22 protein-coding genes and 1 pseudogene are annotated in these 26,835 nt (G+C 64.6%); 9 read left to right on the top strand and 14 right to left on the bottom strand.

The genetic code is table 11. The features are described 5' to 3' along the window. The first annotated feature begins 7 nt into the window (after positions 1-7). Entirely contained in the window at positions 8-1,333 is a 1,326-nt protein-coding gene (gene fliI / locus ABID59_RS27410) for a flagellar protein export ATPase FliI (protein ID WP_148749558.1), read from the top strand. Between the two features lie 772 nt (positions 1,334-2,105). Beyond that, entirely contained in the window at positions 2,106-2,741 is a 636-nt protein-coding gene (locus ABID59_RS27415) for a MarR family winged helix-turn-helix transcriptional regulator (protein ID WP_148749559.1), read from the top strand. An 819-nt stretch (positions 2,742-3,560) separates the two neighbouring features. Here ABID59_RS27415 and ABID59_RS27420 read toward each other — a convergent pair. Continuing rightward, positions 3,561-4,625: a ketopantoate reductase family protein gene (locus ABID59_RS27420; RefSeq protein ID WP_354085457.1), complete on the bottom strand. Its 1,065-nt coding sequence runs from the start codon at positions 4,623-4,625 to the stop codon at positions 3,561-3,563. Between the two features lie 351 nt (positions 4,626-4,976). Here ABID59_RS27420 and ABID59_RS27425 point away from each other — a divergent pair, with 351 nt between their 5' ends. Then, on the top strand, positions 4,977-6,488 hold the full coding sequence (locus ABID59_RS27425) for a helicase HerA domain-containing protein (protein ID WP_354033118.1): 1,512 nt from the start codon (positions 4,977-4,979) through the stop codon (positions 6,486-6,488). Between the two features lie 28 nt (positions 6,489-6,516). On the opposite strand, the gene ABID59_RS27430 is transcribed toward ABID59_RS27425, so the two are convergent. The 10 genes from ABID59_RS27430 to ABID59_RS27475 all read right to left on the bottom strand — a co-directional run bounded on the left by ABID59_RS27430 (position 6,517) and on the right by ABID59_RS27475 (position 17,197). After that, a complete protein-coding gene (locus tag ABID59_RS27430; RefSeq protein WP_354085458.1) occupies positions 6,517-7,575 on the bottom strand; it encodes a HoxN/HupN/NixA family nickel/cobalt transporter in 1,059 nt (352 codons plus the stop codon). A gap of 104 nt (positions 7,576-7,679) precedes the next feature. Then, positions 7,680-8,420 carry an ABC transporter ATP-binding protein gene (locus tag ABID59_RS27435; protein WP_354033120.1) on the bottom strand — a complete coding sequence of 247 codons (741 nt, stop codon included), beginning with the start codon at positions 8,418-8,420 and terminating at the stop codon, positions 7,680-7,682. Then, positions 8,417-9,265 (bottom strand): ABC transporter ATP-binding protein, encoded by an 849-nt coding sequence (locus tag ABID59_RS27440; RefSeq protein ID WP_354085459.1) that lies wholly within the window; start codon positions 9,263-9,265, stop codon positions 8,417-8,419. The genes ABID59_RS27435 and ABID59_RS27440 overlap by 4 nt, the downstream gene beginning before the upstream one ends. Beyond that, positions 9,265-11,088 carry an ABC transporter permease gene (locus tag ABID59_RS27445; RefSeq protein ID WP_354085460.1) on the bottom strand — a complete coding sequence of 608 codons (1,824 nt, stop codon included), beginning with the start codon at positions 11,086-11,088 and terminating at the stop codon, positions 9,265-9,267. Before ABID59_RS27445 ends, ABID59_RS27440 begins: the two co-directional genes overlap by 1 nt. Before the next feature lie 53 nt (positions 11,089-11,141). Beyond that, on the bottom strand, positions 11,142-12,299 hold the full coding sequence (locus ABID59_RS27450) for an ABC transporter substrate-binding protein (RefSeq protein WP_148750879.1): 1,158 nt from the start codon (positions 12,297-12,299) through the stop codon (positions 11,142-11,144). Positions 12,300-12,360: 61 nt separating this feature from the next. Next, positions 12,361-12,939, bottom strand: a complete 579-nt coding sequence (locus ABID59_RS27455) for an alkylhydroperoxidase domain protein (protein WP_354085461.1) — start codon at positions 12,937-12,939, stop codon at positions 12,361-12,363. Positions 12,940-12,953: 14 nt separating this feature from the next. Beyond that, the gene (locus ABID59_RS27460) at positions 12,954-13,553 is read right to left on the bottom strand and encodes a CMD domain protein (protein ID WP_354085550.1); all 600 of its coding nucleotides are present in this window, start codon (positions 13,551-13,553) and stop codon (positions 12,954-12,956) included. Positions 13,554-13,585: 32 nt separating this feature from the next. Continuing rightward, positions 13,586-14,620: a putative FMN-dependent luciferase-like monooxygenase gene (locus tag ABID59_RS27465; protein ID WP_354085462.1), complete on the bottom strand. Its 1,035-nt coding sequence runs from the start codon at positions 14,618-14,620 to the stop codon at positions 13,586-13,588. A 128-nt stretch (positions 14,621-14,748) separates the two neighbouring features. Further along, complete coding sequence (locus ABID59_RS27470; protein WP_354085463.1) at positions 14,749-15,531, bottom strand: MetQ/NlpA family ABC transporter substrate-binding protein; 783 nt, start codon at positions 15,529-15,531, stop codon at positions 14,749-14,751. Between the two features lie 223 nt (positions 15,532-15,754). Then, on the bottom strand, positions 15,755-17,197 hold the full coding sequence (locus ABID59_RS27475; RefSeq protein ID WP_354085464.1) for an MATE family efflux transporter: 1,443 nt from the start codon (positions 17,195-17,197) through the stop codon (positions 15,755-15,757). A gap of 158 nt (positions 17,198-17,355) precedes the next feature. On the opposite strand from ABID59_RS27475, the gene ABID59_RS27480 reads away from it, so the two are divergent. Next, positions 17,356-17,931: a TetR/AcrR family transcriptional regulator gene (locus tag ABID59_RS27480; RefSeq protein WP_354085465.1), complete on the top strand. Its 576-nt coding sequence runs from the start codon at positions 17,356-17,358 to the stop codon at positions 17,929-17,931. Between the two features lie 235 nt (positions 17,932-18,166). On the opposite strand, the gene ABID59_RS27485 is transcribed toward ABID59_RS27480, so the two are convergent. Together ABID59_RS27485 and ABID59_RS27490 are read right to left on the bottom strand one after the other, a co-directional pair. Next, on the bottom strand, positions 18,167-20,488 hold the full coding sequence (locus ABID59_RS27485; protein ID WP_354085466.1) for a molybdopterin guanine dinucleotide-containing S/N-oxide reductase: 2,322 nt from the start codon (positions 20,486-20,488) through the stop codon (positions 18,167-18,169). 191 nt (positions 20,489-20,679) lie between these two features. Continuing rightward, entirely contained in the window at positions 20,680-21,243 is a 564-nt protein-coding gene (locus ABID59_RS27490) for a hypothetical protein (RefSeq protein ID WP_354085467.1), read from the bottom strand. A 287-nt stretch (positions 21,244-21,530) separates the two neighbouring features. Between ABID59_RS27490 and ABID59_RS27495 the strand changes: the two genes are divergently transcribed. From ABID59_RS27495 to ABID59_RS27515, 5 genes and pseudogenes are all read left to right on the top strand, one after another. Next, positions 21,531-23,318, top strand: a complete 1,788-nt coding sequence (locus ABID59_RS27495; RefSeq protein ID WP_354085468.1) for a peptide ABC transporter substrate-binding protein — start codon at positions 21,531-21,533, stop codon at positions 23,316-23,318. Between the two features lie 943 nt (positions 23,319-24,261). Next, a complete protein-coding gene (locus tag ABID59_RS27500) occupies positions 24,262-24,654 on the top strand; it encodes a hypothetical protein (protein WP_187434797.1) in 393 nt (130 codons plus the stop codon). Between the two features lie 297 nt (positions 24,655-24,951). After that, the gene (locus ABID59_RS27505) at positions 24,952-25,137 is read left to right on the top strand and encodes a hypothetical protein (RefSeq protein ID WP_148750867.1); all 186 of its coding nucleotides are present in this window, start codon (positions 24,952-24,954) and stop codon (positions 25,135-25,137) included. Positions 25,138-25,171: 34 nt separating this feature from the next. After that, positions 25,172-25,399, top strand: a complete 228-nt coding sequence (locus ABID59_RS27510) for a hypothetical protein (RefSeq protein ID WP_354085469.1) — start codon at positions 25,172-25,174, stop codon at positions 25,397-25,399. A 160-nt stretch (positions 25,400-25,559) separates the two neighbouring features. Beyond that, positions 25,560-25,637: pseudogene (locus ABID59_RS27515) on the top strand (3-oxoacyl-ACP reductase); the annotation flags it as partial. Positions 25,638-25,806: 169 nt separating this feature from the next. On the opposite strand, the gene ABID59_RS27520 reads toward ABID59_RS27515, so the two are convergent. Continuing rightward, a complete protein-coding gene (locus ABID59_RS27520) occupies positions 25,807-26,817 on the bottom strand; it encodes an ArsR/SmtB family transcription factor (protein ID WP_354085470.1) in 1,011 nt (336 codons plus the stop codon). Between the last annotated feature and the right edge of the window lie 18 nt (positions 26,818-26,835).

Genomic DNA, 26,835 nt, shown 5'->3' on the forward strand with positions numbered 1-26,835 from the left:
GGTTTCCTTGAACGCTCTTCGTCAACTTGAGTGGGCGCTGCTCGAGCTCCAGCAGAGTACGCCGCTGGCAAGCGTCAGCGGCGCGGTCTCCGAGATCGCGCCGACGCATTTCCGCGTCTCCGGCCTGTCGCGCGCCGTCAAGCTCGGCGAGCTGATCGGTGTCAATTCCGGGGGCAAGCCCCAGATCGGCGAGGTGGTGCGGATCGACAGCGACGGCATCGTCGCAAAGCCGTTCGACCGGCAATTCGCCGGAGGGCTCGGCTCGGTCGCCTACCGCATGCCGGCATTGTCGTTCGCGCCGGATCCGAGCTGGAAGGGCCGCGTTATCAATGCGCTCGGCGCTCCGCTGGACGGAATGGGCCCGCTCACCCCGGGATCGCGGGCGGTCTCGGCGGAGAGGGAAGCGCCGCCGGCGATGAATCGGGCGCGCGTCCACAAGCCGCTGCGCACCGGCGTTCGTGTCATCGACCTGTTTGCGCCGATCTGCGCCGGCCAGCGCGTCGGCATCTTTGCCGGCTCCGGCGTCGGCAAATCGACACTGCTCGCGATGCTCGCCCGCAGCCAGGGTTTTGATACGGTCGTGCTGGCGCTGGTCGGCGAGCGCGGCCGCGAGGTGCGCGAATTCATCGAGGACGTGCTCGGCAACGACCGTAACCGCTCCGTCACCATTGTGTCGACCGGTGATGAAAGCCCGATGATGCGGCGGCTGGCGCCGAAGACGGCGATGGCCGTGGCCGAATACTTCCGCGACCGCGGCGAATCGGTGCTGCTCGTGGTCGATTCGATTACCCGTTTCGCCCACGCCGCCCGCGAGGTCGCGCTTGCGGCCGGCGAGCCCGCGGTGGCCCGCGGCTATGCCCCGACGGTCTTCACCGACCTGCCGCGCCTGCTGGAGCGCGCCGGGCCCGGCGAGGAGGGCTCCGGGACCATCACCGGCATCTTCTCCGTGCTGGTCGACGGCGACGACCATAACGAGCCGATCGCCGACACCATCCGCAGCACACTGGACGGGCACATCGTGCTTTCCAGGCACATTGCGGACCAGGCGCGCTATCCCGCCGTGGATGTGCTGGCCTCGGTCTCTCGTCTCGCCCACAACGTCTGGGACCCCGAGGAGCGCGAATTGGTGAGCAAATTGCGCACCCTGATCGCCAAATACGAGGACACCCGCGACCTTCGCCTGATGGGCGGATACCAATCGGGACGTGATTCGGGGCTAGACCAAGCCGTCGACATGGTTCCGAGGATCTACAACGCGATGCGGCAGGACGCCTCGGCGTCCCCAAGCGGCGATCCGTTCCGCGAGCTCAGGGACATGCTCAAGGGCGATTAATCAGGGGGCGCGCTTCGCGCCCGCGCTCTCGCCCTACTCGTGGTTCTCGGCAGTCGATCGCGCATGGCGCCCCGCTTCCGGCGCATGCGCATGCATCGCCGCCACCGGCCTGGGCATCAACCATCCGGATGAGCAGCGGGCAGCGGCGAAAGCGACCGAACGCATGATTCTGCGATCGCGGCCGAGACAACCGGCGCGTGCATTCCTTCCGAGTTCCCCTGGTGATTCTCCCGGCCCATCGCACAAGCCTGTGGATGAACATGCCGATGCACATCGTCGTCATGCACAAGCTTCGATCAACTTGCATCAACGACGAACAACAACATGCCGTGCAATTAAACCGTCGTATAGTTGCGTGCATGCTGCCTGCGGAGCAACGTATTGTGTTCACTATCATGTGTCCCGAACAGCGAGATTGTCTTGAACGTTACATTCGCCTGCAGCGACATCCGGTCTTCACGAGTGTCTCTACTTGATTTTGTTGATAAGCTCATTCATCGTTTCGGTGGAACATAAGAAACGTCTGCGTGTGACTTGAACTCAGGGGCTTCGGTTGTACAACTCCGATCCATCGTCCGGCAGTGACGGCAGCTCGGGCCTGCGTTCGACGACTCTGCAGTTGGCATGCCGTCGGCAGCAGCGTTTCTCGCGCAGTATCCTGCCGTGCTCATCAGTCCAGGTCATGTGGGACTCTCGCGAGACATTCGTGCGCCATGGTGGAAAGCGGCTTCGGGGCGCCGCACACGCGATTCCCGGGGCGAGGTAGGAATTTATGCCGTTGGCACGCGAGGCCGTCGAGCTGCTGGTTCAGGCGGCCAGAGCCTGGTACTTCGAAGGAAATCAACACGGGTTGCGCGATCGGGAATGGATGGCGCTGCGCTTCCTCGGCCGCGCCAATCGCTTCTCGCGCACGCCATCCGCGCTCGCCGGCTTCATCGGCGCGACCAGGGCGACCGCATCGCAGATCGTGAAGACGCTGGAAAGCAAATCCCTCCTGGTGCGGAAACCGTCGCAGGAAGACAAGCGTTCTGTCGTGCTCCACGTCACCGCGCAGGGCGAGAAATGCCTGAGCCAGCACGATCCGATCAATCACGTCGTCAATGCGGTCAGGGCACTCGAGACCGACGATCGCCTTCACCTGCGCGACTCGCTGCGCGAGGTTCTCAATCATCTCGACGCAGCCCATCAGCGGCTCGATGCCAGCATCTGCCGCGATTGCATGTTCCTGGCCGAGCGCAGCCCCGGCACAGGCAAGGGACGCGCCACCGCCGAGTTCATGTGCCGGCTCTATCGCGCGCCCGTCTCACTCGAGGAGACGGAGCTGCTCTGCACCAGCTTCGAGCGCACCCGTGACCGCCCCAAGATCGAGGAGCATCTCGATCGCGCGCGGGTGGCAAGCCGGAGTTGAGGCAGCCGCGCGCGGCTACACATCGTCATTGCGAGCGCAGCGAAGCGATCCGGAATTCCTCCGCGGAAAGACTCTGGATTGCTTCGCTGCGCTCGCAATGACGGAGTATGAGGCAACGGCTTCGCTCTTCCGGTTCGCATTTTGAATCGTAGATACGCCTTCGCGTCCTCGCGGCTGATTTCGCCCGAGCTTTGCTTCGTCGCGCCCCCTCTTGTCCGAGAGGGCGCAGGGAAGGCCGGGTGCTGACCTCGCACCCGCGGTCTGCTGCGCGAATGTGTAGCGCAGGAAAACCGCACAGCAGCATACAGGTGGCGCCAATCACTCGGCCTTCCCTGCGCAGTGGTTTGACGGCTTATGCCGTGCTCTCCCGGGAGCCGAGTTCGTTCTGGCCTCCCTCGCCTCGCAGATTAGCGATGCGGTTGACCCGGTTGGGCGCTCCACATCTCCGCGAAAGCTTGGCCGTAGCGACGACGGCCAGGACCACACGGTTTTGCCGTACGCACGGCTCGCCATTTCGCCCCAGTTTTCCCGGCCCTGTCGACGGAGCCGGAAACTTACAGACGAGACGAACCTGACAGCGCCGCTCGTCGGCACGCGGTTTCGGGCTCACAGGGACTACCCGCCCTGCCCGCACCTCTCACGCCCAACGCTGCCCGCGTCCACCGCAAGCCCGGCTCGCAACCAAGACGACACGAGATCGCCCCTCAAGGATGAGCCGGGATGCCCAACACATACGCCATTTCCGAATTTCGGTAAAGTGGAATATTTTCGCCAGCGCGGATTGACAGCTCCTGCAGGTGTTTTGCCCGTCGGGCGCCGTTACTGCGCGCCCGATCCGCCCTGCACGATCTTTTCGTTCAGCTTCTGATCGACGGTATCGACCGTGCGGTCGATCTCGGCATTGGGCGCGCCGATCTGATGCGAGATCAGCTTCACCAGAAGGTCGACGCGCTCGATAAATGGCGCACCGCCGGCCACGGCCCGCGCTGCTGACGACGGCTTGAGCAGGCTTTCGGCGGCCTTGGCGTATTTCGCGAACGGCACCTGGTCCTGCGGATCGGCGCCGAGGCGGCGCGCGATGGCGTCGACATGGTCGTAGATCGTCTGCGAGCGCGCGAGGTCGCCGTGCACGGCGTCGCGGATCGACTGCGGCTCGTGCGCGGTGATGCAGCGGTAATTGCCGGTGAGCAGCATCGACCATTTCGCCAGCGGCACGAACAGGGACTCGAACACTTTCAGCTTCACCGGCACGTCATGACCGTCGAGCCTCACCGCGTCGATATCGGCCTCGAGCTCGCGCAGCACCTTGTTGTGCGCCTCGTCGGCGAAGGCCGAGGCCTTGAAATTCGTGGGCAGGCCGACATGCAGCACGTTCGCCGCCTCTTCCGGCGGACGGAAGGCCTGCGGATCGGGCGAGCACAGCGTCACGAGCCCCGGCTCGAACCGCTCCCACACCAGCGCATTGGTGTAGGCCTCCTCGAGATCCATGTCGGCGAGCGCCGGAATGCGCTTGAGATAAGGCAGCGGCGGCATGTTCATGATCGAGAGGCACGGCAGCTTCGCCGCGGCGATCTTGATCATGAGCATGCGGACCGTGTGGTTGGTGTATTGCGGCTCCTGCATCGCCAGGCCGACGAGATCGTAGCGGGAGACGTCGACATTCTGCGGCGTTACCGCGTCGAGCTTGCCGGGCAGGTCGCGCGAGAAGATCGCGCGGTGCATCGCCTCGTCGCGCAGCTTGATACGCACCTCGGTACCGTCGCGGTTGATCAGCTCGGCGGTCTTGGTGCGGCAGACCAGGGTCACGTTGTGCCCGGCCATCAGCAGCTTGGTGCCCAGCAGGGAGCCGTAAGAAGCTCCCAGAATCAGAACGTTACGCGCCATGTTCACCCCTCGAGAACTTGTGCGATTTTTGCGCCCCATTCGCGGGCGAGTTGGCGGCATGTAAGGCAAACCGGCCGGGGATGGCAACTGGGATATTGCATACAAGGACGCGCCGATTATTCCGTCTCCCGGACGAGGCGGCGGCGCGGTTCCTCTGAAGCGACTTTCCGTTTTACCGGAATCAGGAGTCCTCGACGATTCGGCTCCCGCCCCGGACCGCACTTCCACGGCTTTCGAATCCCGACTGAAATCCGACGTGGGCAACGCGGGATGATTCGTCCTGTTTCGCTCGACGCATCCCGATCCGATTGATAAGCCCCTGTCCGCGAATGGAAGGGCCTGAGTCGGGATATGACGGTTGCGATCGAGATGGGGCTGACCACGGCGGGCGCTGTGGCGGCCATGGACCTCGAGGAACTCCTGGCGACCCGTCTCCTGGTGCAGGGCAATTCGGGCTCCGGCAAGTCGCATCTGTTGCGGCGCCTGCTCGAGCAGAGCGCGCCCTGGGTGCAGCAGGCCATCATCGACCCCGAAGGCGATTTCGTCACGCTGGCCGAGCGCTTCGGCCATCTGGTGATCGAGGCCGAGGATCACACCGAGCGCGGCCTTCAGGTCGCGGGCGAACGCGCCCGGCTGCATAGGGTCTCCACCGTGCTCAATCTCGAAGGGCTGGATGCCGAGAACCAGATGCGGCGCGCGGCTGCCTTCCTCGGTGGCCTGTTCGACGTCGAGCGCGACCATTGGTACCCGATGCTGGTAGTGGTCGACGAGGCGCAGCTGTTTGCGCCGGCCGTCGCGGGCGAAGTGTCGGACGAGGCGCGAAAACTCTCGCTTGGCGCCATGACCAATCTGATGTGCCGCGGCCGCAAGCGCGGGCTCGCCGGCATCATCGCCACGCAACGGCTGGCAAAGCTCGCCAAGAATGTCGCGGCCGAAGCCTCGAACTTCCTGATGGGCCGGACCTTCCTCGACATCGACATGGCGCGCGCCGCCGATCTGCTCGGCATGGAGCGGCGGCAGGCTGAAGCCTTCCGCGATCTCGAACGCGGACAATTCATGGCGCTCGGACCTGCGCTGTCGCGCCGTCCGCTACGGCTGAACATCGGCCCGACCGCGACCTCCCCGCGCAATTCGACGCCGCGGCTGCTGCCGATGCCCGAAGCGGCGCTGGAGGATGCCCGCGCCGTGATCCTGGCCGCGCCGCCGCCCGATGCCAGCCGCCCGCAGCGTCGCCCTGCGCCTGATCTGCTCGAGCAGCTCCGCGCGGCGAAGGCCGCAGCGCCCGAAGTCCGCCCCGAGGTGGTTGAGGTCCTGATCAGTGCCGAAGAGCTCGCGGACCGGCGCGAGCGGGTGGATCGGACGCTGCGCGCCGTGCTGGCTGTGCCCGATGCCGGCTTCCGCGCCATCGGCGTGCTCTATCAGGAATTCGTGGTCCGCTGCCGCATCGAGGGCCTCGGCGCATCAGTCCCCGACCTCGGCGAATTCCGCCGCATGCTGACGCATGCGCGCGCAGGCCTCGGCACAGACATTGCCGAGGACGATGCCTGGCAGGAGGTGACGCTGCGCGCCTCGATCCTGCCCGACGACATGCAGGGCGTGTTCATGATGATTGCCCGCGCCGCCAAGGAAGGCTGGCCCTGCCCCGGCGATGCCGCGATCGCGCGGGCTTATGGCTCGCATTCGCTGCGCCGGGCCCAGCGCCTGCTCGGCTACATGGAGGAGCAGGGCCTGATCGTCGTCCAGCTCGACGGCGGCGGACGCAGGTTCGTGACGCTGGTGGAATTGGCCTGGGCGACCGCTCCGGGCGATCCCAATGGCGATGATTTGCCGGTGGAGCCGATGCCGAGCGCGGCTTCGCTCTAAGCCGGCGAATTCAGGGACACCTCGTCACTTACGCCGGCTCGGTCGCATCGGGCAAACGGCGCGCCTGATCCGCGAACATGCGGCGGTAGAGCACGCTTGAGACGAGCCAGGCGAGCGCGAACAGCGCGATCACCGCGAAGCCCACATTCGCGAGCGAGTCGTTGAGGGCATCGACCAGTGCCCACACGCCGCCGTTAAGTCCAAGTCGATCGGCGATCAAACCAAGCGCCTCGATACCGCCGATGAACAGCGCGACCGCGACGGACGCGCCGGTGATGGTGAGGTTGTACCAGAGCTTTCGCATGGGATCGACGAAGGCCCAGCGATAGGCGCTCACCATCAGCGCGGAGTCGGCGGTGTCGACCAGCGCCATGCCCGACGCGAACAGCGCGGGGAAGACCAGGATATCGGCGAGCGACGCGCCGCGCGCGGCTTCGGTGGCGGAGATGCTGAGCAGGCCGATCTCGGTCGCGGTGTCGAAGCCGAGCCCGAACAGCAATCCGAGCGGGAACATGTGCCAGGGTCTTGTCACCAGGCGGAACATCGGGCCGAGCAGGCGCGCGAGAAAGCCGCGGTTCGCCAACAGCGCGTCGAGCTGGCCTGCGTCATGGACGCCATACGCGCGAGCGATCCGAAATGTCCGCCACAGGCCGGCAAAGATGACAAAATTGATGGCTGCGATGACGAGCAGGAACAGCGCCGACACCGAGGTGCCGATCAGGCTGCCGAGATCCCTAAGCAGGCTATCGCCACCGAGGCTGACCACGCCGAGCGCGAGCAGCACGGTCGCGATCACAACAACAGTGGAATGGCCGAGCGCGAAATAGAGGCCAGCGCTGCGCGGCGTATCGCCTGTCTGCATCAGCTTGCGGACGACGTTGTCGATGGCGGCGATGTGGTCGGCGTCAACGGCGTGGCGCAGGCCGAACACCCATGCCAGCAGCGCGGTCGCCATCACCGCGGGCCGGTCCGCGAACAAGGCGAAAGCCCAGGCCCATGCGGCAACGTTGGCGGCGACGAGCCCGCCGAACAGCAGCACGGTGGCGGGCTCGACCGCTCGCAAAGACCATCTCGTCACCGAACTCATCCCGCCGCGCGCCTCATTGCGTCAACGGTATGATCTTTTCATAGAATGATCATACGGACCAATGCAATCCCGTGCGATCGGGCCGATTTTCGTGCATGGCCGCCTTACGCCGCCTCCGACCCGCCGAGATAGGCGTCGCGCACACGGGGGTCGTCCTTGAGTGTCCGCGCTGACCCCGACAGCACGATCTTGCCGGTCTGGAGCACATAGGCCTCGTGGGCAATCTCGAGCGCAAGGCTGGCGTTCTGCTCGACCATGAACACCGAGACGCCTTCCTGGTTGATGGTGCGGATCAGCTCCAGCACGCGGTCGACATAGAGCGGCGACAGGCCCATGGTCGGCTCGTCCATCACGATCATCCTGGGACGGCTCATCAGCGCGCGCGCCATCGCGACCATCTGCTGCTCGCCGCCGGAAAGTGAGCCGGCACGCTGCGACAGCCGCTGCCCAAGCTTCGGGAACAGCGTCAGCATCTTGTCGAGATCCTGCGCGATCGCCTCGCGGTCGTTGCGCACGAAAGCGCCCATCAAGATGTTCTCGCGGACGCTCATATCCGCGAACAACCGCCGCGCCTCCGGCACCGAGGCGATGCCGCGGCGGACGATCTGCGGCGTCGTCAGCCCGATCAGCGAGGCGCCGTCAAACGTCACCTCGCCCGAGCGCGGCTTCACCAGGCCCAGAATGATCTTCATCGTCGTCGATTTGCCGCTGGCATTGCCGCCGAGCAGGCAGACGATGTGGCCGCGGCCAACGGTGATGGACAGGTCGAAATGCACCTGCGCCTGGCCGTAAAACGTGTTGACGTTTGTCAGGGCCAGCAGCGGTTCGGGTGCGCTCATGGTCATGCCGCGCTCTCCTGTTCCGCCGCTCCCGACAGGCCGTGGCCGAGATAGGCCTCGATCACCTTGGGATCCTTGCGCACCTCTTCGCCGGGCCCTTCCGCGATCTTCTTGCCCTCGTCCATGACGATGACGCGGTCGGAGAGACGCATCACCATCTCCAGCTTGTGCTCGATCAGGAGAATGGTCAGGCCTTCAGCCTTCAATTCGGCGACGAGGCCCTGCATCTCCGTGGTCTCGCTCGGGTTCATGCCGGCGGTCGGCTCGTCGAGCAGCAACAGGCGCGGCTTCAGCGCCAGCGCGCGAGCGATCTCGACACGGCGGCGATTGGCGTAGGACAGGCTGTAGGCGGGCTGGTCGATCCGCGGCAGCAGCCGCTCGCCGAAGCGGGCGAGAATGGTTTTGACCTCCTCGCGCAGCCGCTCTTCCTCAGCCTTGACGCTGGAAGGGCGCAACAGCGCCAGCCCCAATTCCAGGAGCGGGCCGATCACCGGCACCGCCGGCTTCACGGCGCGCAAGCGCGTGTGGGCGCCGATCAGGACGTTGTCCATCACGCTGAGATTGCCGAAGACGCGGCCGAGCTGGAAGGTGCGCGCGATGCCGCCGCCAGCCAGCCGTTCCGGCGAGAGGCCGGTGATGTCCTGCCCCTCGAACCGAACCTCGCCCGCATCCGGCCGGTCGAGCCCGGTCACGAGATTGAACAGCGTGGTCTTGCCGGCGCCGTTCGGGCCGATGATGCTAACGAGCCCACCCTTGGCGAGATCGAGATCGATGCCATCGACGGCGGTCAGTCCGCCGAAGCGGCGGGTCAAGCCGCGCAGGGACAACAGCGGTGCATGCGCCTCCGCCATCAGATCGTCCCCAACAGGCCCTGCGGCCTGAACCGCACCAGCAGCAGCAGCACGATGCCGTAGATCAGGATGCGATACTCCGCCGCGATCCGGAATATCTCCGGCAGGCCGACCAACGCCACCGCCCCAACTACGGCGCCCACGACGTTGCCGAGGCCGCCGAGGATGACGACCGTCAGCGCCAGAATGGATTGCTGCGTGTTGAAGGTTTCGTGGTTGATGTAGGAATAGAGATGCGCGGCGATACCGCCGCTGACGCCGGCGGCGAACCCGCCGAAGATGAAGGCGAGCGACTTGTAGCGGTTCAGGCTCAGCCCATAGGCGCGCGCGGCGATGTCGTCGTCGCGGATGGCGCGAAAGCTGCGGCCGAGATGCGACGAGAGCAGGCGCGCCTGGAGCAGCGCCAGCGCGACCATCACGGCAAAGCTGAACCAGTATATGGACGTTGGGCTGATCAGATCGTAGCCGAACAGCGACAGCGGCGGGATGCCGGAGATGCCGATCGGGCCGCGCGTCACGCTCTCCCAGTTCAAGATCACCAGCGACACGATCTCGCCTATGGCGAGCGTTGCGATCGAGACGTAATGCCCGCGCAGGCGGAACGACGGCGAGATCAGGATCGTGCCGAGCGCGGCACTCATCAAGCCGCCGGCGATGATGGCGAGACCGACCGGAACGGAGAGCGTCAGCGACAGCAGCGCGGACGTATAGGCGCCGATCGCGAGCAGCGCCGCGTGCCCCAGCGAGACCTGCCCGATCGTGCCGGCAACCAGCGTAAGACTCAGCGCAAGCATGCCAAGCAGCCAGGCGTTGATCAGGGTCTGGAGCATGTAAAAGGACACCGGAAGCAGCGGCAGGACTGCGAACGCCGCGACCGCGACAGCCAAGGCCCAGCGCGGAATGCGCACCGGCCGGCTCGGCGCGATGAACGTGCCGGTGAGCGGCTCGGGCGGCGCCTGCCGGGCGCTGGCGAACAGGCCGTTCGGCCGCAGCACCAGCACGACGACCAGCAACAGGAAAGCAAACAGATTGCGGTAGCTGGTGCCGAACACGGCAACGCCGTAGCTCTCGACCAGTCCGAGCAGCAGACTGCCGACAACAGCACCCGGCACGTTGCCGGCGCCGCCGACGACTTCCGCGACAACGCCCTTCAGCGTTGCCTGCAGGCTCATCGCGGTGTCGATCTGGTTGTAGTACATGCCGACCAGCAGACCGGAGACGCCGCCGAGCGCAGCCGCAATGCCAAACACCGCCTGATTGACGCGGTTGACATCGACGCCCATCTGCATCGCGGCGTCGCGGTCCTGCGAGGCTGCGCGCACCGCCCAGCCGAGCTTGCTGTAGCGCAGGAACACGAACAGCGAGAGTGCGCTGGAGATGCCGACACCGGCGATGAGGAGATCAAGCGGCCCGATCGTGCCGCCGCCGAGCTGGAAGCGCACGTCCGGCAACTGGCTCGGCAGCGCACGCGGATTGGGCGAGAAGGTCAGCATCACCAGCTGATCGAGCACGAAGCTGATGCCGATCGTCGCCAGCAGCGGCGCGATCCGCACCGAGTTCTGCAGCGGCCGCAGGCCGAACCGCTCGATGATCAGCCCGACCAGCGCCGCCACCACCGCGACGAAGATGATGGTGATCGGCAGCGGCGTGTGCAGCTGCACCACCGCGACCCAGCCGATATAGGCGCCGACGAGATAGATCGACCCTTGCGCAAAGTTGATCAGCCGGCTGACGCCGAAGATCAGCGCGAGCCCGACCGCAACGAGGGCGTAGACATTGCCGACGATCAGCCCGTTGATCGTGTAGTCGAGCCAGGAAGCCACGCGATGGTCCCAATCAGAGAAAAGCGGCCGAAGCTAGCGCCCCGGCCATCGGGTCAGGTCGGTTTGCCGTCCCAAAGCGCGAACTGGCCCTTGCGCACGACGAGCTCGGCATTCATAGCACCCTTGACGCGGCGGCTGGCAACGTCGAACGTCGCAGCGCCAAAGATGACGCTCGGGACGTCCTTCACTTTGGTAAAGGCGTCGCGGATCGCCTTGCGATCGGTGCCGCCGATCTTCACCACGGCGGCGGCCATGTTCATCGCGTCATAGGCGTACGCATTGAACGCGTCGGGCTCGAGCCCATTGTACTTCTTCTTGAAGCCGGCGATGAATTTCTGCACCTCCGGACGCGGATCCTCCGGGAAGTAGCGCGTGCCGACATGGACGTCCTCGACGGCGTCGCCGCCGAGCTCGAGGAATTTGGGCGAGTAGACCGAGCTCGCGGCGCAGATCACCTGCTTCAGCCCGACCTGCCGGGCCTGCCGCGCGATCAGCGCACCGTCGGAATAATAGGAGATCAGGACCAGCCCGTCCGGATTGGCGTCGCGCACCCGGACCAGCGTGGAGCGGAAGTCGCGCTCCTCGGCGATATAGCCTTCGGTGACCACGATCTCCGCGCCATATTCCTTGGCGGCGTTGTTGAAGTAGTCGCGGCTGGTGCGACCCCAATCGGTGTTGAGGTGCAGCACGGCAAGCTTCTTCAAACCAAGCTTCTTCACGGCATAGGCCGCCAGCAGCGGCTGCTCGTCGGCCTGGCTGACCGACGTGCTCCACATGAAGTCACCGCCCTTGGTGAAGTCAGGGTGCGAATTGGTGAAGCCGAACTGCACGAGACCGCCACGCTGATAGATCGGCGAGGCCGCCATCGATGCGGGGCTCGAGAAATCGCCGAGCTCGAGGACGATGCGGGGATCGGAGATGAATTTCTGAGCGATCGCCACCGACTGGCGCGGGTCGCTCTGGCTGTCCTCGAAGCTGTAGGCCAGCTTGCGGCCGTTGATGCCGCCGCCGGCCAAAATCTCGTCGAGCGCGAGATCAAAGCCCTGCTTCCACTGCGTGCCATATTGCGCGTTCGGTCCCGTGAGGGGACCGCTGACGCCGAGCAGGATCGGCTCGGCGCTGTCGGCAAAGGCTGCGCGCGAAAGCGCCGTTCCCGCGATTGCGGCGGCGAGCGAGCCCTTGACCAGGGTTCGGCGATTGATGTTGCTCATGCACGGCTCCATCCAGTCAGGTGTTACAGACAAGCAGCAATTCTTGTGCCGGTGAAATTGCCTATTTCGAGGGCTCGCCGAGCGACAGCATCAGCCGGTTCGCCCAGTTGAAGAACGAGGCGCCGTTGATGACGTCGACGATCTCGGCGTCGTCAAGGCCGGCAATGCGCAGCTCCGCGATATTATCGGGACCGAACGCGATCGGCGTCGCGGCCAGCGCCACGGACGCCCTGACCACGGCGTTCCAGCGCTCGCCGAGATCGGCGTTGACGCCTTCGTCGAGCAGCTTCTGCACGTCCTCGCGGCGCTTGGAATAGGTGCTGGCGAAGCGCGCATGCACCGAGGCGCAATAGATGCAGCCATTGTAGCGCGAGGTCGCGGCCGCCGCGAGCTCACGCTCGGCGCGCGGCAGGCCGTCGGCTGTGTTGTAGAAGATGTCCTTGTCGGTCTTGGTGCGGGCTTCCAGCACCTCGGGATCGCGCACCAGCAAGCGGAAATATTCCGACTTGGCGCGGGCGCGATCGACGAGACCGGCGAAATGCCGCTCGGTGAGCGCGGCCTCGGGCAACGGCTCGATCCACGAGACCCAGCCAAGCTCATCCTGGGTGAAGACCACGGGCGGATTGACAGTGGCGCTCATGATGCGGCCTCCTCTTAGGCGTTCGCTGCGGCGAGCGAGCGCAAGCCGCTGACGACGCGCACCTGAAACGACAGGAATGCGACGAGTTGGGAGAAGGTGACGATGCCGGTGTTGGACCAGCCGCCGGCCAGCAGCGCCTTCATGTCGGTGGATGCCGCATCGCGCGGCCGGAACACCAGGAGGTGCGCATGCTCGAGTGCCGCGACGAGCCTGGTGCCGAGAACGGACTTGCTCGCCGCACTCACGCGATAAATCAGACCGGCCGTGTTCTCGACCGACAGCGGACCTGAAGGAAATGAGCCATACGGTCCCGAGGTCTTGCCCCGCGCGATCTCGGCATCGATCGCTTCAAGCAGGGCCGCCCCACCCGCGGTTGCCGCAAGCTTCTCGCGATAGAAGGTCGCAACGGGGGACTCGCCATGGAGCCCGGTCACGAAGGCTGCGACCGCGGCGCGTTCGAGCAGCGAGACATCGCCGGCGTCGATCGGCTCGAACAGCGAGAGATAGCTCTTCTGCGCGTTGTCGCGCGCCTGCAGGCGCCGTGCGCGAATGGCATCGAGCGCCGATCCCGGCTTGATCCCGGCGAGCGTGTCGATGATGTCAGGCGTACTCATCATAATGCCTCGTGCAATCCAAAAAATCCCAACTAGCCTGCCAGCGCCACGTCGGCAGCCGTCCGGCTCCAGCCCAACGCCGGTGCGACCTTGTCGGCCACGAGCTCGATAGAGCGCAGCACATAAGGGTGCGGCGCATCGACCGAATGAACCTGAAAGACCAGATCAGTCACCCGCTCCAGCGTCGCGTCTGATCGCAGCGAGGCAATGACCTCGTCGGCGCCGCCGACATGGGTGTCGAACGCCGTGATCATCTCCTCCAGCGTCTCGCCGGGGGGAAGGTGACCGCCCTTCATGAACTGCGGCAGCGCGCGGCGCAGCCCGATATCGGCGAGCCGCAGGGCCTCGCGATGATCGTCGGCGACGAACACGCTGCGCGACGCCATGATCCGCGGCTCCGCGCCCGGCGGCAGCGCTGCGAGATAGGCATCGATGATCGGATTCTGGATCTCGGCGAGCGTGGCCTTTGGCGCGTCCTTGGCCCGGGGCTGGGTGCGCGAGAGCAGCAGGCCGTCTCCAGCCTTGCCGGCGCGGGCGCCGCCTGCCACCGAGAATGTCGCCTGCCAGATGCACTTGTCCAGTTGCGGCCGCTGCGGATAAAGCGTGTCGCCGCCGTCGAGCGGCTTGCCGGTCAGCGCCTTGCGGACGATCTCCAGATTGCGCGCAAAGATCTCGTTACGCTCTGTGCCGTCGAGGCCAAAGGCGGCAAAGGCGGACGGATTACCACCGGTGCCGACGCCGAGCTCGAACCGGCCGTTGCAGAGGAGATCAAGCACCGCGGCGTCCTCCGCCACCCGCACCGCGCTCTCCAGCGGCAGCGTGACGATGCCGGTGCCGAGGCGAATGCGCGAGGTCTGGGCTGCGACATAGCCGAGGAAGGTGAAGGGCGACGGCAGGCCGCCCTCGCGCTCGTGAAAATGGTGCTGCGCGATCCATGCGGAATCGAGACCGGCCTTCTCGGCGCACACGATCTGCTCGGCGGCGAAGCGATACCGCTCCGCAGGCGGCGCCTCGTCGAGCAGCCGCGTGAAGAATCCCAGGCGTTTGAGGTTTGCAAAGCGTTTCATACGACCCCTGTCGGGCGAGGATGGCCACGGCCCCCCGATGATGTCGGTTGCCGGAGCCCGAGACAAGCAGGCAATGCGCAAGGCCGCCCGCCGGGATCAGCGTCCTGCGCTGGACCTAGGCAGATTGCCTACCAGCTCGGCAACACGGCGCCCCTAAACTTGGTGAGGATGAACTCCTTCACCTCGGGCGTGTGATAGCTGTCGACCAGGATCTTGACCCAGGGCTTGTCCTTGTCGGCGCTGCGCACCGCGATCAGGTTGACATAGGGGCCCTTGGGGTCCTCGCGCAGGATCGGATCCTTGACGGGATCGAGGCCCGCCTGGGTTGCATAATTGGTGTTGATCGCGGCCGCGTCGACGTCGTCGAGTGCGCGCGGCGCCTGGGCCGCATCGACCTCGATGAACTTCAGCTTCTTGGGATTCTCGGTGACATCGAGCACGGTCGGCTTGAAGCCTGTGCCGTCCTTCAGCTTGATCACGCCTTTGTCGCGCAGCAGCAGTAGCACGCGGCCGCCGTTGGTCGGATCGTTGGGGATCGAGATCTTGCCGCCGTCGGGAATGTCGGCGAAAGCTTTGTGCTTCTTCGAATAGACGCCGATCGGGAAATTCACGGTAAGGCCGACCGACTCGATTCTGTAGCCGCGGTCGGCCTTCTGGTTGTCCAGATAAGGCTGGTTCTGGAACGAATTGGCCTGGATGTCGCCGGCATCGAGCGCCGCGTTCGGCACCACATAGTCGGAGAACTCGATGAGCTGGATGTCGAGCCCCTGCCTGGCGGCAACGGGCTTCACCGCTTCGAAGATCTGCGCGTGCGGGCCCGGCGTCACGCCGATCTTGATGGTCTCGGCTCCAGCTGCAGCCGACCATGCGGCGAGCGCGGTTGCGAGGATCAGGGCGGGACGAAACGACATTGATGATCTCCATAATTCAACGGCAATGATTGGAACCGTATTCGCTTCTCCGCCAGGCGAAATCAATAAAATGGAAATCCATATTTTCTGCCTGCGGCGGACAACGCTTCTCCATTTCGGCGGCAAATGAGAAACGAACGGCCGCGGCGACAAGCGTGAGGCGTATCACGGCGAACGCACGTCGAGAACGCGAGATTGGCAGCACGAACCCGCCTTGCAGCTTCTACCCGCGCGGCTCGGCGCGCCAGGTCGAGGGCGACAGCATGATCAGCACGCAGATCACCGCATAGACGGCGAGCGACACCGTGACCATGGCGGCGAGCCCGGTCATTCCCGCACCGAAATACGCAACCGCTATCCAGCCGCCGCCGGCCGCGATCAGGATGCGCGCGACCGCGGACAGCAGGGGGCCCATCGCCCGGCCCGTGCCTTGCGCGGCGAACGACGTGACGAAGCCAAAACCCAGCGCCGCATAGGCCGGCGCCACGATACGCAGGTACGCTATGCCCTCGTTCACGACGTCCGCGTCGTGGCTGAAAAGATGCAGCCAGGCCGTCGGAAAGATCGCGACCAGCAGGCCGATCGCGCCGGTCATGATCAAGCCCGCGGCGCCACTGACCCAGCCGATCCTTTGCGCCCGCGCGGTTTGGCCTGCGCCCATGTTGACGCCGACCATGGTCAGCGTCGCCGTGCTGATGCCGAACAGCAGCGGGATCATGATGTAGTCGAGCCGCGAGGCGATGCCGTAGCCGGCGAGCGCCGATGTGCCGAACAGGCCGACCGCGCCGGTGACGAGGATCACGGTGAGGTTGGTCAGCACGGCGTTGAACGCGGTGGGGATGCCGACCTTCAACATGTCGCCGAAAATCTTGGCGCGCAGCGGCACGATGTGCAGCCTCAGGCCGGATGCGCCGGAGGACATGTAGCGCAGCAGGAACAGCATGGCCGCGCCGTAATAGAGGCCGAAGGCAATCCCGGCGCCACCGATGCCGAGGCTTGGGACCGGGCCGAAGCCGAAGATCAGCAGCGGCGACACCGGAATCGTCACGATCGCGCCGATCAGCGTCACCAGCGCCGGCACCTTGACGTTGCCGGAGCCGCGCAGCGCGGCAGCCTGGAGGTTGACGATCCATGCGGGAATCGCGCCTGCAAACAGAGAGTTCGAATAAGTGATGGCCGCGTCGAGCGCGCCGTCGCGGCCGCCGAGCGCGCGGAACAGCGCGGGGCCGCCAAGGCGCACGCCCAGCGTAAACAGCGCGCCCGCGATGATCGCAAGCACGATGGCATGGAACAGTGCCGCATCCGCATCGTCGCCGCGACCGGCGCCGACCGCACGCGCCACCGACGAGGCGACGCCGGAGCCGAACCCGCCATTCGACATCATGGTCATCAGCATGAAGATCGGAAACACCAGCGCAGCACCGGCCAGCGCATCGGTGCCGAGATAGCCGACATAATAGGCCTCCGCGATGTTGACTGCGGTCTGTGCCACCAGGACGGTCACGGTCGGCAGCGCGAGCTTGAGCAGCGTCGGCAGGATCGGTGCCGTCAGAAGCACGGCGCGCCGCCGATCGGCGGGTGTCAACACGGTGCGAGGCGCGAGCCCACTGCGGACCGGCGACTCGATCGCGGACAAGGGCGGTGCGGCGACGTCCTCGACTGACATTGGGCACGATCCTGTGGTTTTCCGGGGGGCTACCAGCGGTCCGGCAACCATTGAATTATTATCATAATGCTTTATTATGGTCGTAATGCAATAGACAAATCGCTCACGATCCTGTGGCCGGCACCTTCCGGGCCGGCCACAGGAGGGAGTCAGGCTCCATGCGCTACGAAAAGGGACACAAGGACGAAACCCGCCGGCACATCCTCGATGTCGCCTCGGCGCAGTTCCGCGAGAGTGGAATAGCCGCGGTCGGCCTCGCCGGCATCATGTCGGAGGCGGGCCTCACCAATGGCGCCTTCTACTCGCACTTCGCCTCCAAGGAGGATCTGGTGCGGGAGGTGCTGACCGATGCGCTCACCCGGCGCGAAGAGCGGCACACGGCCAATCTGGAGAACGGCGTCGCGCTCGAGACCACGATCCGCGACTATCTTTCGACGCGGCATCGCGACCACGCCGGGACCGGCTGCCCGATCGCCGCGCTGGTCGCCGAGATCGCGCGGCATCCGAAGGCGACACGCGATGCCTTCACCGGCAAGGTCGCCGACATCGTCGTGCTGATGGCGGAGCAGATCAGACTGGGCACAGCGGAGGAGCGTCGGCGCAAGGCGATCACGATCTACGCGACCATGGTCGGCGCACTTCAGTTGGCGCGCGCGGTCAACGACAAGCCATTGTCCGACGAGATTCTGGAGAATGCGGTGGAAGCGGCGGTTGCCGTTGCCAACGAACGCTGACGCGTTCGAACGTCCGGCCGCCATCTGTGGTGCTTTGGAGGCGGCTGAAATGATTCTCTGGCCGTTGCAATACAGCGAAACTTGATGTCCCGGCAGCGGCCGGTTAGCGTCTGTGCGCGGCCTTACAACTTCCCCAAGTTCGCTGAGTTCGCACTGGACCGTCGCCTGAACCCGCTGTCAAGCGACGGTCCAGTTTCCTGCGCGGCAAAGCTGACCGGTTCGGCTTTCGTGATCGCTACACCGGATCGAACGCCCGGATCGGCGGCAGATTGCCGGTGAACTTTTCCACCTCGACCGTCGTGAGCTGGCCGGTGCAGCCTTGCGCGAAGGACGAGGTGCCGATGTCGCGGGTCAGCACGTTGGGATTGCCGTGGACGCAGAGCGGCGCATCGTCCTCAGGGTCCATCGGGTCGTACCAGGCGCCGGTCGGCAGCTGCACCACGCCGGGTGCGATGCCGTCAGTGACGTTCACCGCGGCCAGGCAGGCGCCGCGTTGGTTGAACAGGCGGATGACGTCGCCGTCGGCAATGCCGCGCGCGTTCGCATCGCGCGGATTCATCCGCGCGACCTCGCGGCCACGATGTTTGGCGGCGAGCGAATGCCCGCCGAAGTCGAGCTGGCTGTGCAGCCGCGTCACCGGCTGGTTGGCGACGAGGAAGCACGGCGCACCGGGTTTCGGCATGTCGCTTTTGTCGAGCCAGACCGGATGTCCCGGACAATCCGCATCGCCATGGCCGGCGATCTTCGCAGAGTAAATCTCGATGCGTCCGCTCGGCGTCGGCAGCGCATGCGCGACCGGGTCCTCGCGAAAACTGCGCAGCCGGCCGCCGTCGTCGGGCTGTTGCGGCACAACCAGGCTGCCGCGCCGCCAGAATTCGTCGAAGCTCGGCGCCTCCAAGCCGCGCTTGGCGAGTGAGGCGCGGGTCGGCTCGTAGAGATGCTCCAGCCACTCTCGCGACGTGCGCCCCTCGGTGAAGGGTTCACGCGCGCCGAGGCGATCGGCGAGGTCGGCAAAGATCTCGTAATCGTCGCGTGCCAAGCCATACGGCTCGGCGATGCGATGCATCGCGACCATCAAGGGATCGTTGGTGGAATAGCCGATGTCCTCGCGCTCCAGCGTCATGGTCGAGGGCAGCACGATGTCGGCGTGCCGCGCCGTCGCGGTCCAGGCGAGCTCGTGCACAACCAGCGTGTCGACCTTCGCAAACGCCTTGCGCAGGCGGTTGATGTCCTGGTGATGATGGAACGGATTGCCGCCGGCCCAATAGACCAGGCGGATATCCGGATAGGTGCGCGTCTCGCCATTGTAGCGATAGGTGCTGCCGGGATTGAGCAGCATATCGGCGATGCGCGCCACCGGAATGAAATCTCGGACGCCGTTGCGGCCCTGCCCGAGCGTCGGCCCCGGCACGTCGTTGACGCGGCGGCCGTAATAGCCAATCGCGCCCAGCGAATAGGCGTAGCCGCCGCCGGGAAGACCGATCTGGCCAAGGGCTGCCGCCAGCACCATGCCCATCCAAACCGGCTGCTCGCCATGCTCGGCGCGCTGCAGCGAATGCGAGACGGTGATGAGCGCGCGCTTGCCGGCAAGGCGCCGTGCCAGCGTGTGTATGGTGTTCGCGTCGACGCCGCAGATCGCGGCCGCCCATGCGGCGTCCTTGGCCTGCCCGTCGCTCTCCCCGGTGAGATAGCGCAAGAACACCGGCCATCCCTCGGTGTAGCGATCGAGGAAGGCCTGGTCATGCAGAGCTTCGCTGACCAGCGTGTGGACGATGCCGAGCATCAGGGCGGTGTCGGTGCCGGGGATGCATGTCATCCATTCCGCGCCGGCCTGGACAGGCAGGTCATCCCGCAGCGGGCTCATCAGGATGAACTCGCAGCCGCGCTTCTGCGCCGCTTCCATCGCACCGCGCTCGACGTGCTTGCTGATCGAGCCGCCGGCGACCATCGAGTTCTTCAGCGCCATGCCGCCGAACGCGAGCACGATCTCGGTCTCGGCCGCGATCTGCTCCCAGGTGACGTTGCGCTTGGTGATGTCCTCGTAGCCCGCCATGATCTGCGGCAGCAGCACCGAGGAAGCGCCCGAGGAATATGAGTTCACCGAGCGGACATAGCCGCCCATCGCGATGTTGAGAAAGCGATGCACCTGGCTCTGCGCGTGATGCAGCCGGCCCGCGCTCGACCAGCCATAGGAACCGCCGAACACGGCGCCGGGGCCGCGCGTGTCGCGGATGCGCATAAGCTCATCGCCGAGCAAATCGAGCGCCTTCTCCCAGCTGACGGAGACGAATTCGTCACGGCCGCGCCTGTTATCGGGACCGGGCCCGCGCTCGAGCCAGCCGCGGCGGATCGCAGGCTGTGCGATGCGCGCCTGGTGGCGCAACGCGCCGGGGAAATTGTCGATGATGCCGTTCGGATCGGGATCGCCCGCATAGGCCCTCACCTCCAACCCGGCTGCGCCATTGCGTGCGGAAAACACGCCCCAATGCGAGGTGTGCGGCTTGAAGCCGTCCGACAAATCGAGGCCGGGGTCGGGGAAGCCAATCGTATCGTCCATCGCGTGGCCCTCGTCGCGGAGCGCCGCGCAGGCGGCTCCGGTCGCAATCATGGACGCAATATAATGAGGCGCGCGCGTGGAGGGCAACGAATTACGGACCCCTGGAACCGCGCGCATGGCCGCATCCCGCAGATCGCACGGCGGCCTGCGGCGCGTTCCCCCTCAACCGCGCATCTCGAGCTGCGCCCCGCTCAGCTCTGGGCGTCAACCTGGCTCGTACGATCGGATGACGCGGCCTGCCGCGCGGCATAGGCGGACGCAGCTGACGATGTCGGTGAATATTGCGCGAGGGATTCGGTGAGCTCCTCGGCAGCCTCGGCGAGCTCCTTCATCACCGCGGCGCTGTCCGTGACCTGATTGCCGGAAGAATGAATGACCTCGAACGACAATCCGTTCGGAAGACCGACGTGGATCTTGTCGATTCCGACGGTGTCAGGGGAGTCGTCATTCTGCGATTGGCCAGTCGCGGAGGACGAATTTCCCGATACCTGCTGACTCGCAAACCGCTGCACGAAATCTTCGATGGATTTGAGCGCGCTGGCGTCCAGGCCGCCGCCACCGAAATGAACGATGCCGACCGACATGCCGTTCGGCAAATTGACCTTGACCTCGTCGTAAGGCGTGCCGTCATGCATGAGCGAGGCGAAGGTCGAGACGTCTCCCTGCGAACCATCGGTCAATTTCGAGGGGCCGGTGGATGACGACGAACCCGTCGCGCTTCCACCACTGATGCTGCTCATGCTGCCGATGCTCATACGCGAACTCCACTGTCATTGCGAACGCACGTTCCGCGTGCAATGGGCATGCCAGACGGGAGATTCATTGCCATCAAGGACTTATCGCGAACGCGAGTCGGCAGATCCATCGCGACGGCAAATCTGTCCCGGCAGAAGCTGCCGACCTGCCGCCACATCGTCTTGCCGAACGCGCGCTCGTCATTTCGCCGCAGGCCTTTCCGACGTTGTCGGCATTGCCGCCTCGTCCCTGATGCAACATGATGGGGTCGGTGACGACTGTTCCTGTGGCAGCTGGAGGTCATCTGATGGACGAAAACGACATCCGCGGCTTCATCGCGGAGGTGAAGCAGGGCACGCTCTCGCGACGCGCGTTCATCCAGACCATGGCTGCGGTCGGGATCGCAGCTCCAGTCGCGAGCCAGATCCTGCTCTGGAACGGCGTGGCGATGGCGGACGCCACGCTGGCCTACAAGCCGACCAAGGCCGGCGGCGGCGGTCCGCTCAAGCTCCTGCTCTGGCAGGCTCCGACGCTGCTCAATCCGCATTTCGCACTCGGCACCAAGGACCAGGTCGCCTCGCGGGTCTTTTTCGAGCCGCTCGCCGGTTGGGACAAGGAAGGCAATCTCATCCCCTGCCTCGCCGCCGAGGTTCCGACCAAGGCGAATGGCGGCCTCTCCGCCGACGGCACCACCGTGATCTGGAAGCTGAAGCAGGGCGTGCGATGGCACGATGGCAAGCCCTTCACCGCCGACGATGTCGTCTTCACCTGGCAATACGCCGCGGATCTCGCCACCGCCGCCTACACCACGGGGTCCTATCAGAACATCACGGTCGAGAAGATCGACGACCACACCGTCAAGCTGACCTTCAAGGCCCCAACCCCGTTCTGGGCCGACCCCTTCGTCGGCTCGGTCGGTCAGATCCTGCCGAAACATCATTTTGTCGACTACGTCGGCGCGAAATCGCGCGACGCGCCGGGCAATCTGAAGCCGGTCGGCACCGGTCCCTACAAGTTCGTCGAGTTCAAGCCGGGCGATCTGCTCCGGGCCGAACGCAATCCCGACTACCACGTCAAGAACCAGCCTTATTTCGACACGTTCGAGATCAAGGGCGGCGGCGACGCGGTCTCCGCGGCGCGCGCCGTGCTGCAGACCGGCGAATATGACTATGCCTGGAATCTGCTGGTCGAGGACGAGATCCTCAAGCGCATGGAGGCCGGTGGCAAAGGCAAGGTGGAGTTCACGATCTCCGGCGGCGTCGAGTTCATCATCCTCAACACGACCGACCCGTGGACCGAGGTCGACAGCGAACGCTCCAGCGCCAAGACGAGACACCCGACGCTGTCCGACCCGGCCGTGCGCCGCGCGCTCAACCTGCTGATCGACCGCGACGGGATTCAGAAATTCATCTACGGCCGCGGCGCCGTCGCAACCGCCAGCTTCGTCAACCAGCCCCGCCAGTTCAAGTCGAGCAAGCTGGTTTACGAGTTCAATGTCGACAAGGCCAACAAGATTCTCGATGATGCCGGCTGGAAGATGGGTGCCGACGGCATCCGCGAGAAGGACGGCAAGAAGCTCAAATACGTATTCCAGACCTCGATCAACGCCCCGCGCCAGAAGACGCAGGCCATCATCAAGCAGGCCTGCCAGAAGGCCGGAATCGAGATCGAGCTCAAATCGGTCACCGCATCGGTGTTCTTCTCCTCCGACGTCGGCAACCCCGACACCTACTCCAAATTCTATTGCGACATGGAGATGTACAACACGACGATGCCGCAGCCCGATCCAGAGCGGTTCCTGAACCAGTGCGTGTCCTGGGAGATCGCCAACAAGGACAACAAATGGCTCGGCCGCAACGTCTCGCGCTGGTCCGATCCGGAGGCCGACAAGGCCTACAAGGCCGCACAACAGGAGCTCGACCCGGTCAAGCGCGCCGCGCTGCTGATCAAGGTCAATGAGATCTTCTGCGCGGCCAACATCTTCCTGCCGTTGCTGTCGCGCTACATCACCGGCGGCGCCGTCAACAACCTCATGACCGACATCTCGGGGTGGGACGTCACGACGTGGAATGTGGCGAGCTGGTATCGGAGCTGAGGGCGGACACATTCCGTAGGATGGGTACAGCACTTGAGAAACCCATCATCCTTCGTCATTCGCCTGGCCTTGATGGGTTTCGCTTCTCCGCTCTACCCACATCGTCATTGCGAGCGCAGCGAGGCAATCCAGAATCCCTCCGCGGAAAGACTCTGGATTGCTTCCACCTTCGCCAAGGCTTCGGCGGACAAGTCGCTGCGCTCGCAATGACGGAGTATGAGGCAACGGCTTCGCTCCGCATTTCGCCCGAGCTTTGCATGATCACTCCAAGCCGAGAGGGCGCAGGGAAGGCCGGGTGCTGATCTCGCACCCGCGGTCTGCTGCGCGAAATGGTAGCGCAGGAAAACCGCACAGCAGCATACCAGGTGGCGCCGATCACTCGGCCTTCCCTGCGCAGTGGTTTGACGGCTTATGCTGTGCTCTCCCGGGAGCCGAGTTCGTTCTGGCCTCCCTCACTTCCAGCGAATTGACGGTGCGGTTGACCCGGTTGGGCGCTCCACACCTCCGCGAAAGCTTGGCCGTAGCGACGACGGCCAGGACCACACGGTTTTACGCACGGCTCGCTGGTTCGCCGCATTATCTTCCAGCGTTGTCGACGTTGCCGGAAGAATGCAGGCGAGACGAACCCTAGATAGTGCCGCTCGTCGGCACGCGGTTTCGGGCTCACAGGGACTACCCGCCCTGCCCGCTCCTCTCGCACCCAACGCTGCCCGCGTCCACCGCAAGCCCGGCTCGCGAACAAGACGACACGAGATCGCCCCTCAAGGATGAGCCGGTATGCCGCAACACATACGCCATTTCCGAATTTCGGCAAAGTGGATATTTTTGTGGGAAGGGGTTGACGGAATGCGAAACAGGACGGGGCTTGAAGACATGCTGAAAAGGAAGACATGCTAGGACCGTCGCCGCAATTCACGGCTCATCCGATGAGCCATCGCCCTTTGTGGATATCGAACTTCACCGAGCCTTCGTCTCGCATTTTCAACAGGAGGGACTGACAAGCTTCCTCGTTCGCGACATTGGCGCGTTTCATGACTTCGTAGACTTTGAGCGGCTTCTCTCGAAGCGCGATCAGGATATTTTCTCGATCATTCAGCACGACGAAACTCCTCCGACCAACAAGCGCGCCAAATCACTGAAAGTACGACAGCTGATCTTCAGTCACGACTCGCTCGACATTCCCCGACTTGCTCTTGATACGGTATCGAAGACGTCCATCTGCCTCGATGGGCATGCATTGTACGATGGTGTAAACCATTGCCGGATCAATGGCTGCACGTCCTTGCGGACCTTGGGGCTGGTGGCGAACGTCTTCATTCAGCTTATAGGCATATGACATGTGCTTACCTCTAAAGTGATCTACGATTGCTCTACTGTAGAGCATGCTGTGACGCAATGTAACCATTGCCCTCCCGCTCAGACCAGCAAAAACAGCGCCGCGCAGTCCGACCGTGTCCAACGATGTCCTCAGGTTTGGGGCCGGTCTGCGTTCGTGTGGCAGCTTCGCCGGTGCGCTAGAACCGTTGGGTGAACGCCCTGCACTTTTGAGGTCGCCGACTGCGCGACAAGCGTCTATTGTTCCCACGACTCATTTGAACAGCTCTGGACAAGTCGCAGGTGCAAGGATCGAGCAATGACCAAACGGACGCGCTCCGCCGAGCAACAGCTCGCGGATGAAGCAGACCGAAAGGCGCAAAATCCAATCGGGGCGCGCCAAACGATCGCGGACAGCCACGCCGATCCGGAGTTCCAGGAAAACCATAAGCGCCTCAGGGCGGAGCGCCTGGCGCGAGATGCCGGGCTGACAAGCAAGAATTGACCCGACTATCGAGCAGCGTCTGGATCGAGAAAAGATGACAAAGACATTTGGTGAGCACCAACCGCCGAAGCCAATCAGCAAAGCGGAGCGTGAAGCACGCAAGGCCTTCCGCCAAGTCGATGCAGTGAAGGCAATGTCCGAGCACGCGCTCGCCGAGCAGGCCTTCGCTCAGAATCGAGAGCGGCTGAAGGCAGAGCGGCTGGCGCGGGAAGCCGCAGCGGGCCCGGCGCCAAAAAAGCAGCCCAAGGCGAAGAGCAAGTGAAGGCGCACAAACAGCTGCACGACTTGAGCTTGCAGGAGCGGCTCTAAAGCACCGCCAAAGCTTCTTCCCAGCTGGAGCGGTGAGCCACTCGGCCCGCCTCGTCATCGCGCGCCAAACATATTCGCGATAGCAGTTAAGTGCACTGTCACCGTAATATCCGGTGCTGTACCTCGAAGGTGCCAACTTCGTGACCGGCGAGATCCTGCACGTGGACGGCGGACAGAGCGCTGGACATTGAGAGAGGATATCGCGCCGTGCTCGAGACATGGCGTGCGTCGTCGCGAAGCACGACTCTGCAGGACAGTAGCGCACCGGTCCCGTCCTCTGTAGAGCACACGTTTGATCTCCTCTGGACGCTCAAGAGGGCACGCGCAACCCGGCTGGTCGCGCCGATGGGGGGCCGGTCCCTACTTCAGGTGCAGTCGCATCAGGATATCGTGATTGTGATTGCCGAAGCCGCGGCCGAAGATGTTGACCCCTCCAGGGTGGGCCGCGTCGTCGTCGATGCCGACGCGCAGCCGGATCGAATGGTGCTCGGCGAGTCGCAACTGGGCCAGGGTCACCGACGACAGCTTCTTCGCTCCCATGTAGGTGCCCTTTGGGGAAATGTGCCACTGGGTCAGCGCGCCGTATTGCGAGCCTTCGAGCTTCCACCATCGCGGGGTGTGGACGCCGCGGCGATCGCCGTAGTCGCCCGGTGAGGTCCAGGTGCCGACCTTGACCTCATTCACCCACAGGCTGATGTCCGAGGGCCAGTCGGCATTGGTGCCCGGCACCTCCGACGATAGCTCCAGCGCGAATTCGAGCGCCTCGACATTGGCATTCAGCACTTTTGCGTTGTTGGGAAACTTGTATTCGACATGACCGCGCCCGAACCAGATCAGGGCGGCCTGCACCCGGCACGGATCGAGAAACAGGTCGGGCACGTCGAGCACGCCCATGATGCCTTTGGTCGAACACAGCCCGCAGGGTGCCGAGACATTATAACTGGTGTACAGCCCGACCGGCATCTCGACCTCGATGATGTCCTTTTGCCGACTGGTCTCCTCACCATCGAGCCGGATCACGATCTCGTCGAACCGAGCGGCGCAGATCTTCTGCTGGCCCTTGCGGGCACGACCGATCTCGGTGTCGATGAGTTCGGACTCCTCCAGGATCTGGATATTGGTCGCGATGGTCGATTGCGGCAGCCCCAGCGCCTCGCTGATCTGGTTGACGTTGAGCGGACCGCGCCGCCGCAGCAGCCGCAGGATGCGCACCCGCACCGGTGAGGCGAGGCCGCGGACGATCTCGAACTGCTGCTCGGGATCGACGTTGAGAAAGCTGCGGATACCGTTCGACTTCGGCACGGCCCGTGCCCGTTCCCGCTTGCCGGCGAGTCTTGGCCGCTTCTTCGGATCCGAATTCCTGTCGAGCATGCTGGAGTCCTCGCTGTC

The sequence above is a fragment of the Bradyrhizobium sp. S3.3.6 genome, from assembly GCF_040546905.1.
GTDB classification, from domain to species: Bacteria; Pseudomonadota; Alphaproteobacteria; order Rhizobiales; family Xanthobacteraceae; genus Bradyrhizobium; species Bradyrhizobium cytisi.